This is a genomic window from Stenotrophomonas sp. HMSC10F07 (assembly GCF_001807895.1).
GTDB lineage: Bacteria > Pseudomonadota > Gammaproteobacteria > Xanthomonadales > Xanthomonadaceae > Stenotrophomonas > Stenotrophomonas sepilia.
Map to the genome: position 1 here is coordinate 1 of NZ_KV791453.1, position 10292 is coordinate 10292.

Genomic DNA, 10292 nt, shown 5'->3' on the forward strand with positions numbered 1-10292 from the left:
CACAAACGACTTAATCCCCTCCGTCCCCTTTTTTGCTCAACGGTCGTTGAGGGTCTTCACCTTCAGCGCTTCGCGCAGGGTAACCAGATCCACCGGGCCGCGCACCGCGATATCATGTGTTTCGCCCGGCAGCAGGTCCAGCAGGTTGTCTTCGACCTGCACATCCAGCGCGCCGAAGTCGATCCACGCCGCGCGCACGTACGCCGCGCTTTCCAGCCGCAGACGATAGTGGTCCCCTTCAATGGACAACGTGGCCTTGAGTTTCTGCCGCGGCAACAGCTGGTCCTTGGCCTCAACGAAACCGACCACCTGCCGCGCGCTCACGTCGCCGTGCTGCAGCAACTCGAACACCGCCACCGTACGCGTCGGGTCGGCACCGGCCAGCAGCTCTGCATCGCTGAAATCGCCCATCGAGGTGACACCCGCCGCCACCAACGTCACCGTTTCCTCGCGACGACGCAGCACCTTCCCCTCCACGTCCATCACCCGCAGACGCCAGCGCGCTTCCAGTGAGGCGCCATCATTGATCAGGCGCACCCGCGTGCTGCCCTCGTCGCGCAGTGCCGCCACCGTCACTGGCGCGAAGAAACGCCGCGCGGCGAAGTGCAGCGCCTTCCAACGGCCGAAATAGTCCACGCTGGACCACGAGGCACCGGGCCAGACATCGTTGAGCTGCCAGTACAGCGAACCCATCGTGTATGGCCGCGAGGCGCGATGATGCAGCGCCGCCAGTGCGATGCCATCGGCCTGCATCACCTGGCTGAGATAGACGAAGTCCTCGAAGTCCTTCGGCGTGCCGTAACCCAGTTCGATGTAGTGCAGCAGACGGCTGTTGCCCTCGCCGGCCATGAATTTCTGGTGCGCGCGGATCACCGGGCTGTCGATGCGCTGTTCGGCGCGGGTGGCGATCTGGTCCACTGTCGCCACCGACGGCCACGCCTGCAGCCCGTACTCGGACATGAAGCGCGGCGTCTCGCGCAGGTAGGCCTGCACCGGCAACGCCGGATTACCCCAGACCTGCCAGTAGTGCTTGTCGCCACGCGTTGAATCGTTGGCCTTCTCGTCAAGGTCGTTGCTCGGTGAGCTGGACCAGTACGGCACGCCCAGCCCCTCCTCGCCCACTACCTGGCGCAGGTCGTTGCCGAACAGGTCGACGTAGCCCTGCCAGACCTTCGCCGCAAATGCCGGGTTGGCCGCCTTCAGGTCGCGGCCGTGGCCCCAGTCCTTCCAGGCGGTTTCTTCCTCGTTGTTGCCACACCACAGCACGATGCTGGGGTGATGGCGCAGACGGCGCACGTTGTCGCGTGCTTCGGCCACCACGTTGGCACGAAACGCCGGATCGTAGCCCGGCTGCATGCCGCCGCCGAACATGAAGTCCTGCCAGACCAGCAGGCCCAGTTCGTCGGCGATGTCGAAGAACGCGTCGTCCTCGTAGTAGCCGCCGCCCCAGTTGCGCAGCATGTTCATGTTGGCGTCGCGCGCGGCCGTCAGCACTTGGCGCAGGCGTGCGGCATCGACGCGAGCGGGAAAGGCATCGAACGGAATGACGTTGGCGCCCTTGGCGAAGATCTCCACGCCGTTGATGACGAAGGCAAAGCCCTGCCCGCCCTTGCGGTCTTCCTCGCGGCGCAGTTCGACCGTGCGCAGCCCGATGCGCTGCTCGCGCGCCAGCTCCGGCGTGCCACCTTGGTCCAGGCGGGCCTGCACCGTGTAGCGGTCCTGCGCGCCGTGGCCGACTGGCCACCAGCGCCTTGGATCGGCCAGTTCAACCGGAACCTCGATGCTGTTCTGGCCGGGCTTCAGCAGCACCGTGCGCTGAACCTGGGCCACGTTGCGGCCCTGCGGATCGCGCACATCCACATTCACCACGGCCGAGCCCGCCGCCGCGCCCTGCTCCACTTGCAGCAGCACGGCCAGCTTCGCCTGCTCCGCGCTCAATGCATCTGTACGCACCGCAAGATCGGTCAGGCGGTGAGCCTCCCAGGCCTGCAGGTCAACCCCGCGCCAGACGCCGGCGGTGACATAGCGAGGCCCCCAGTCCCAGCCAAAGTGGTAGGCCGGCTTGCGCGCGAAGTTGCCGACCATCGCGCCCTTCGGCTCATCGCCATACGGCGACGGGTAGTTGCCAGCGATCTTGTGCGGCATTGCCTGCACGCCCGGCAGCAGGGTGCGGATAGGCGAACGGAACACGATCTGCAGTTCATTGTCCCTGGCCCGCAGGCGCCCATTCACGCGCGCGCGCCAGGTCCGGTGCGCGTTGTCCGCGCGCAGCAGCGGCTTGCCGTTGAGGCTGACGTCGGCGTAGGTATCCAGACCGTCGAAGCGCAGCTCGGCATTGGGCTTGGCCAGCGTCGCCGCATCCACGTCGAAGCGGGCGCGGTACTCCCAGGCGGCCAGGCCGATCCATTGCAGTTCGGCCTCTGGTGCGCCGACATACGGATCACGGATCAGTTCGTGAGCCAGCAGGTCGGTGTGCACGCTGCCCGGCACCGTCGCCGCCCGCCATTGCTGCAGACCTGGATGAGCGGCGCCCTGCGCGTCGCCGGGCAGCATACGGAACTCCCACTGTGCCTGCAGCGGCGTGGCAGCGACCGGGAAGGCGGACGCCGCGATCAGCAGCAGGAGCAGGCGGACAACGAGGGGAAGGCGATGCACGGGATGCTCCTGTCTTTCCGCCGGGCATGGTCCGGCGCTACCAATTCAACACGCCACGGTAGCGCCGGACCACGTCCGGCGAGCGCGCAGCGCGGCAGACCTCAACGCACCACGTTCAACACTTCGTAGCACGCACCCATGGTGTGGTAATCCACCTTGCCGGCCGGGCTCTTCTCGTCGCTGTACTTGCGATTGTCGGCATCGAGGATGCGGAACCAGGCGCCGTACCGGTGATCGACGAAGTGTTCCCACGAATACGCCCAGATACGCTCGTACCACTGCCAATAGCGGTCATCGCCGGTACGCTTGGCCATCAGTGCGGCGGTCGCAAGCGTCTCCGCCTGCACCCAGAAATACTTGTCGTCGTCGCAGACGAAACTGTCGCCACCGATCGGGGCGCCATCCATGCCCGGCTGCCGGCGCGACTCCGGCGCGAAACCGTAGTACAGGCCACCCCGCGTCTCGTCCCAGCTGCGCGCCACGGCCACGTCGAACAGGTGCTGCGCGGTCGGCACCAGCCAGTCGACCTGCACATGGCGGTCCAGGATCAACAACAGCTTGGCCCATTCGGTCTGGTGGCCCGGCTGGAAGCCCCACGGGCGAAACAGGTGCTTGGGGTCGTCCAGGTTGTAGTCCCAGTCGATCTCCCAGTTGGAATCGTAGTGCTCCCACACCAGGCCACCGGCCTTGGCGGCCTGGCGACGGGTCATGTTGTCGGCCAGCTGCAGCGCGCGCTCCACATAGCGCTGTTCGCCGCTGGCCTCGAAGGCGGCCAGCATCGCCTCGCACATGTGCATGTTGGCGTTCTGGCCACGGTAGCCGGTGAAGTTCCACTGCCCATCGGCTTCGTCCTTGTAGAGGCCGTGCTGGGGCTCCCAGAAGCGCGCTTCCAGCAGCTGCCAGGTCTCGTCCATCCATGCGCGGGCCTGTTCGAGACCGGCCTTCAGTGCGCAGCTGTAGGCCAACAGCACGAACGCCACGCCGTAGCAGTGGTTCATGTCGTCCTCGACCTTGCCGTCGCGCAGGGTCCAGGCGTAACCGCCGGTGGCCGGGTTGCGGTGCACCTCGCGCAGGTAGCGCACACCGTGCTCGACCGCCTCACGGTACTCGGCGTTGCCGAATTCGCGGTAGGCCATCGCGTAGTTGAAGACGAAACGCGTGCTGCTCACCAGATGGCGATGGTTGGCGTCGTAGATGCTGCCGTCGTCACGGAAGTAGTGGAAGAAGCCACCGTTCGGATCGATGCACCGCGGATGGTAGAACGCCATCGTATCGGCGATGTGCGCGCGCAGGAACGCGGGCGAACGGAAGTCGGGGGAGGTGCTCATGCGGTAATGTCCTGGGCCTGCAGCAGCTGCTGCACTTCATGGAGCGAGGGCATCGCGGCGAACGCGCCCTTGCGGGTAACAGCCAGCGCGCCGACCGCGGCGCCGAAGCGCAGCGTGGCGGTGATCGCCTCCGGGTCCTGGCAGAAGGCGGCAAAACCGGTACCGGCGCCGCCGCGCTCCAGCAAGCCGACCAGCACGCCACCGACGAAGGCATCACCGGCCGCGGTGGTATCGACGGTAGCCACGCGGAAGCTGGTGACCGTGCCGTGGTTGTCGCGCGTGTACCAGTGCAGCGTGGCCGCACCGTCGGTGACGATCACCCAGCGCGCGCGCGCAGCGAGCAGGCGCCGCAGTACCGCTGCCTCGCCATCGGCACCCAGCGGCGCGGCCAGGTAGTCCAGTTCCTCGCGCGACAGCTTGACCAGGTCGGCGCGTTCCAGCGCCTGCCACAGGCGCGGTGTCGGGTCCTCGTTCGCCGGCCACAGCGCCGGACGCAGATTGAGGTCGAGGCTGACCACCGCACCAGCCGCGCGCGCACGATCCATGCCGGCGAAGGTCGCCTCGGCGATGGCCGCTTCGGTCAGGCTGTTGGAACAGACATGGAAGCACTGTGCGCTGTCGAAGCACGCCGCCTGGAAGTCGCTGTCACGGAACAGCAGGTCGGCTGCCGGCGGGCGATAGAAGCTGAAGCTGCGCTCGCCGCTGGCATCCAGTGCGACGAAGGCCAGTGCGGTCTTGGCCGCATCGGTACGCACGATGTAATCCGTGCCCACGCCGTGCTCGACCAGGCTGTCGGCCAGGAAGTCGCCGAACATGTCGCGGCCCAGCGTGCCGACGAACTGCGTCTTCGCACCCAACCGTGCGGCCGCAACGGCAACGTTGGCCGGTGCACCACCGGCGTACTGCAGGAAGGCGCGCGGCGTGTCGGCCGAGGCCGGCGGCTGCGCTAGTAGATCGATCAAAATTTCGCCGAAGCAAACGATGGCACCCATTCCGGACTCAGCCTCCCTGCGTTGCGGAGGCCGGCGTACGCGCGCCGACCAGTCCGTAGAAAATGATGTAGCCGTAGCACAGCAGCGGCAGGATGAAGCTGGCCTGCACACCGATGTGGTCGGCCAGCACGCCCTGCAGGTACGGCACCACGGCACCGCCGACGATAGCCATGATCAGCAGGCTGGAGCCCTTGTTGGTCAGCGGCCCCAGGCGCTCGATGCTCAGCGCGAAGATGGTCGGGAACATGATCGAGTTGAACAGGCCGATCGCCACCACCGAGTACAGCGCGATGTTGCCGGAGCTCAGCATGGTCGTGACCAGCAGCGCCACGTTGACCAGCGCGAAGATCGCCAGCAGGCGGCTGGGCGAGAAGCGCGCCAGCAGCGCTGAGCCCGCGAAGCGGCCGATCATCGCCATCGTCCAGTAGGCCGACACGTAGTGCGTGGCTTCCTGTTCGCTGAAGCCACCGATGTTGGGCATCGACAGGTAGTTGACCAGGAAGCTGCCGATCGACACCTCAGCGCCGACGTAGAAGAAGATGCCCAGCACGCCCAGCAGCAGGTGGCGCTTGCGCAGCGCATCCAGGTAGCTGTGGTGGTGGCCCTGGTCGGCCTGCTCGGTGGCGTCGCTCAGCGCCGGCAGGCGGAACAGGAACACGAACAGCGCCAGCAGCACCAGCGCCACGGCCAGGCCCACGTACGGTCCCTGCACGGCCTGCGCCTCGGCGGCACGGTAGGCCAGCTGCTCGGCGGCCGGCAGCGCCGCGATGTCGTCAGCGCTCTTGACAGTGTTGGACAGGATCAGCATGCCGCCGAAGATCGGCGCGATGGCCGTGCCCAGCGAGTTCAGCGCCTGCGCCAGGGTCAGGCGGCTGGAACTGGTCTGTTCCGGGCCCAGCAGCGCGACGTACGGGTTGGCGGCGACCTGCAGCACGGTAATGCCCGTGGCCAGTACGAACAACGCACCGAGGAAGGCGCCGTACACGCGCAGTTCGGCCGCCGGCCAGAAGCCCAGCGCGCCAATGCCGGCGATCACCAGTCCAGCCACGATGCCCTTCTTGTAGCCCAGCGCCGCCACCAGGCGGCCCGCCGGTAGCGACATCAGGAAGTAAGTACCGAAGAAGGTGAACTGCACCAGCATCGCCTTGGCGTAGTTCAGCTCGAACACCGCCTTCAGGTGCGGGATCAGGATGTCATTGAGGCAGGTCAGGAAGCCCCACATGAAGAAGATCGTGGTCACGACAGCCAACGCCTTGCCGTTGGTGACGGCGGGTGCGTTGCCCGAAGAACCCGATGGACGGGGCGTTGCGGAGATCGGCATGCGGTACGCGCCTCGATGCGCGGAAGGTCGTTGTTGCGTGGAAGGGGTATGCGGAAGGAATCAGTTCGGTCGTGCGGCACTGCTTTCGCGGATGCGCAACTGCACCGGCGCGACCGTGCGCCGAGGCGGTGCGTCGGGTTCGTCCAGCCGCTGCAGCAGCAGCGCCGCAGCCTGGCGGCCACGCTCGCGCGGGTCGGCGGTGAGCGTGGTCAACGGCGGTACGGCCACCGCCGCCTCGGAAATATCATCGAAGCCGGTGACGGCGAAATCGCCGCCCGGACGGATGCCGCGCGAGTTCAAGCCCAGCATCAGGCCCAGCGCGACGGTGTCGTTGTAGCAGACCGCCGCGCTCGGGCGATGGCCGTCGGCAAACAGCTCGTCGGTGCGCGCAGCCGCCTCCAGGCGGTTTGGTGCCGACTCGATCATCCAGCCCGGCGGCAGCGACAGGCCCGCTTCGGACAGCGCCTGCTGGAAACCCGCGCGGCGCTGGTGGCAGGAACTGGATGCGGCGTGGCCCCCGAAGAACGCGATCTGGCGGTGGCCGCGCTCGATCAGGTGGCGCGTGGCCAGATAGGCGCCGTGCTGGTTGTCCAGGGTCAGGAAGTCCCAGTCGGCCCCGGCCAGTTCGCGGTTGAACAGCAGCACGTTGGCATTGGCACCCAGTGCCTGCCGCAGCTGTGCGGTATCGCTGCCCTCGGCCGGCGACAGGATCAGGCCGGCCGGGGTGTGCTCCATCAGCGTGGACAGCACCGCCTGCTGCCGCTCCGGCGATTCACCCGTGCTGCCGAGCAGGGTCACGTAGCCACGCCCGCCCAACGCCTCGTCCACGCCCGATGCGAACTCGGCGAAGAACGGGTTGGAGAGATCGTTGATCACCAGCGCGATGCTCGACGAGGTACGACGGCGCAGGTTGGCCGCCGCACGGTTGTAGACGTAACGCTGGCGGCGCAGTTCGGCCTCGACCTTGGCGCGGGTATCGACGTTGACCAGCGGGCTGCCACGCAGCACCAGCGACACGGTTGCCCGTGACACGCCGATCGCGCGCGCGATGTCGGTCACCGTCACCGCCTTGCCGGCGCGCTTGCTGGGACTGTTGCCGTTGTCGTTCATCGTCTTCCCGGACTCCGCTGGAGGCTCAAGCCTAATGGATCAGGGCCGTGTCGTGCCGTGCCGTTCGCTGGGTCAGCGCGAACGGCACAGTCCGGCTCAGCGCAGCTGGCTGCCCGGTGCCGCGCACCAGGACACCGGCAGGTCCTTCACCGCGGTGCCCCAGCCCTGCTCCGGCGCCTTCGCGTCGAGCGCGAACTGCAGGCGCGGGCCCTGCTGCAGGCGGTCCCAGTCCAGCCACACCGGTGCATGCGCCTGGCCGTCGACCCGCACACCCTGCACGTATTGCAGGCGGCGGCCATCGGCACCCGGCGCGTCGATGCGCAGGATTCGGCCATTGCCCATATCCACTTCGACCTTGCTGAAGCGCGGCGTGTGCAGCAGGAACTGGCCACTGCCCGGCACCGCCGGGTACACGCCGATGGCGCTGAACAGGTACCAGGCCGACATCGTGCCGAGGTCATCGTTGCCGGTCACGCCATTAGGGGCATTGGTGAACAACTGCTGCGCGGCACGCACCACGGCGGCGGTCTTCCACGGCTGGCCGATCAGCGTGTACAGCCACGGCGAGTGCAGGTCCGGCTCGTTGTTCGGGTTGTAGCGGAACTGGTTGTAGTAGCTGTACGGCCCCACCACCCACGCCTTGCGGGCGGCATTGAGCGGATCGGCCTGCAGCGCGTCCATCGCGAAGAACGCATCCAGGCGGCGACCGGCCTGTTCGCGGCCGTCCATCGCTTCGACCAGGCCCGGCACGTCCTGCTGCGCCAGCCACTGGTACTGCCACGCCGTGCCCTCATGGAAACCGTGGTGCGAACGCGGGCTGTAGTGGCCATCGGCCGGCGTGTACCACTGGCCATCCTCGGTGCGCGGGCGCGGGAAGCCGGTGAAACCCGTCTCGGCATCCCGCACCTGCGGGTCCCACACCTTGCGCCAGTTGCGGCCACGCTCACGCAGCGTCGCCGCATCCTGCGCATGGCCCAGGCCATCGGCCATCTGCGAGAGCGCGCAGTCGGCCAACGCATATTCCAGCGTGGCCGAACCACCATGGTGCGGATCGACATCCATGCCCTTGGACGGGAATGCGCGGTCGTAGGCCACATAGCCCTTGTCCAGGTAGGTCGGGTTGCCGGAGCGTCCGGCCATGCGCGAGTTCAGTGGCGGCGTGCCGAAGGCATTGCGGCGCAGTGCATCCCAGGCCTGCGATTCACGGCCCTTGAGCGCGCCGAAGCGCCACAGGTCGACCATGAACGGCGTGACCGGATCGCCGGTCATGATGTTGGTCTCGAAGTTGGCATAACCCCAGCGCGGCAGCCAACCGACCTGTTCGTCGATCGCCAGCAGGGTACGGCCGATGTCGCGCGCCACGTCCGGGCGGGTCAGCGCCAGCCACTGGTTCTGCGCGCGGTAGGTATCCCACAGCGAGAAGTACTCGTAATAGGTCCAGCCATCGGCGCGGTGGATACCGTCGTCATAACCGCGGTAGCGGCCGTCGGCGTCGTTGCCGGTCATCGGCTGCAGCAGTGCGTGATAGACCGCGCTGTAGAACACCGCGCGGTCGTCGGCAGTGCCGCCCTGAACACGCACCCGGCCCAGCTGCTCGCGCCAGGACTGCTGGGACAGCGCACGCATGCGGTCGAAGCCGAGCAGCACCCCATTCTGCATGCCTTCTGCGCGCAGGTTGGTGCGCGCGCCTTCGGCATCCACGTGCGAGATCGCGCTGACCGCCGTCACCGACTGGCCCTTGGCCAGGTCGAAGCTGAGCCAGGCGCCGTTCGGCTTCTGCTCGCCTTCCATGCTGTGGCGCGCGCCCGGCAGGCCACCGCCCTCACCCCAGGTGCCATGCGCCTTGAACGGACGGTCAAACTCGATGCGGAACCAGGTGGTGTACTGGTGGCCGCCACAGAAGCTCTTGGTGACCAGTTTGCCTTCCACCACACGATCGCCGACCACATCGACCACGCTGCCGATCACCGAATGGCGCTCGTTGGCCTGGCCGACATTGACGAGCACGTGGCCATCGCCGCTGGGCTGGCTGAAGGTGTAGCGCTCGGCGGCGGCACGGGTGCGCGCGGTGACTTCCGCATCGATGCCGCCGTAGCTGGTCAGGCGCACCTTGTAGTAGCCGGCCTGGCCGACCTCACCATCGTGGGTGTAGGTCGATGCGTAGGCCTTGTGGTCGAACTGCTTGGCATTGCCGGTATCGAAATCGCCGCCCGGACCGATCGAACCGGTCACCGGCAGCACCGACACCTGGCCACCCTGCTCCCAGCAGCCGGCGCCGGAAATGAACGAATGACCGAAGCCACGGATCTTCTCGTCGTCGTAGCGCCAGCCCGAATAGTGGCTGCCGATCGGGCTGACCTGGATCAGGCCGAACGGCGCCGACGCGCCCGGGAATGTATTGCCGTCGTCCTTGCTGCCGATGAAGGTATTGACCTCGCGTTCCAGCGCGGCCGGTGCGGCCTGCAGCAGCACCGGCACTGACGACAGCGCGAGCAGGCAGGCCAGGCGCACCAGCGGGCGCGAGGACAATGGGACGGCGGGAGCGGACGGCACTGGACGCATGTCGGGTTCCTGTAGTCGATGACGCGGAGGCAGACGGCCGGGGCCGTCCGGCACCGTTCCGCTGAGCCCTGCCCTGACCTGCAGAGAGCTCCCCCTGGAACGACGCCCGACCCACCAGACCGTGAATTTAGATCGATTCAAGTAGAGCATGCAGGTTCAGCCGAATGCATTCTGCGGCGCAGCATGAGATGGGGTGTTCGGCAGGGCTGCGCCCTGCACCTGCTACGAGCTGGAGCAACAGCAACCGCAACAGCAGAAGCAACAGCAGAAGCCGGTTTCCTGTGGGGAGTCGGGGTGGGTCCGGTTGCGGGGGACGCCGTAAAC

At 67.2% G+C, this 10292-nt stretch carries 6 protein-coding genes; all 6 read right to left on the bottom strand.

Annotation, left to right across the window (positions count from 1 at the left end):
• Positions 1-36 precede the first annotated feature (36 nt).
• The 6 genes from HMPREF3114_RS19155 to HMPREF3114_RS19180 all read right to left on the bottom strand — a co-directional run bounded on the left by HMPREF3114_RS19155 (position 37) and on the right by HMPREF3114_RS19180 (position 9968).
• On the bottom strand, positions 37-2655 hold the full coding sequence (locus tag HMPREF3114_RS19155) for a beta-mannosidase (protein ID WP_070490453.1): 2619 nt from the start codon (positions 2653-2655) through the stop codon (positions 37-39).
• Between the two features lie 101 nt (positions 2656-2756).
• Positions 2757-3983 carry an AGE family epimerase/isomerase gene (locus HMPREF3114_RS19160; RefSeq protein ID WP_005416348.1) on the bottom strand — a complete coding sequence of 409 codons (1227 nt, stop codon included), beginning with the start codon at positions 3981-3983 and terminating at the stop codon, positions 2757-2759.
• Positions 3980-4975 (bottom strand): carbohydrate kinase family protein, encoded by a 996-nt coding sequence (locus HMPREF3114_RS19165; protein WP_070490455.1) that lies wholly within the window; start codon positions 4973-4975, stop codon positions 3980-3982. The genes HMPREF3114_RS19160 and HMPREF3114_RS19165 overlap by 4 nt, the downstream gene beginning before the upstream one ends.
• Before the next feature lie 7 nt (positions 4976-4982).
• Complete coding sequence (gene fucP, locus HMPREF3114_RS19170) at positions 4983-6296, bottom strand: L-fucose:H+ symporter permease (protein WP_005416346.1); 1314 nt, start codon at positions 6294-6296, stop codon at positions 4983-4985.
• A gap of 60 nt (positions 6297-6356) precedes the next feature.
• Positions 6357-7406: a LacI family DNA-binding transcriptional regulator gene (locus HMPREF3114_RS19175; RefSeq protein WP_053500739.1), complete on the bottom strand. Its 1050-nt coding sequence runs from the start codon at positions 7404-7406 to the stop codon at positions 6357-6359.
• 96 nt (positions 7407-7502) lie between these two features.
• Positions 7503-9968 (bottom strand): GH92 family glycosyl hydrolase, encoded by a 2466-nt coding sequence (locus HMPREF3114_RS19180; protein WP_053500737.1) that lies wholly within the window; start codon positions 9966-9968, stop codon positions 7503-7505.
• Positions 9969-10292: the final 324 nt, after the last annotated feature.

Excerpts from the sequence above, each read along its gene's own strand:
- HMPREF3114_RS19160 (WP_005416348.1), bottom strand. The coding sequence starts at position 3,983 with ATGAGCACCTCCCCCGACTTCCGTTCGCCCGCGTTCCTGCGCGCGCAC.
- HMPREF3114_RS19165 (WP_070490455.1), bottom strand. The coding sequence starts at position 4,975 with ATGGGTGCCATCGTTTGCTTCGGCGAAATTTTGATCGATCTACTAGCG.
- fucP (WP_005416346.1), bottom strand. The coding sequence starts at position 6,296 with ATGCCGATCTCCGCAACGCCCCGTCCATCGGGTTCTTCGGGCAACGCA.
- HMPREF3114_RS19175 (WP_053500739.1), bottom strand. The coding sequence starts at position 7,406 with ATGAACGACAACGGCAACAGTCCCAGCAAGCGCGCCGGCAAGGCGGTG.
- HMPREF3114_RS19180 (WP_053500737.1), bottom strand. The coding sequence starts at position 9,968 with ATGCGTCCAGTGCCGTCCGCTCCCGCCGTCCCATTGTCCTCGCGCCCG.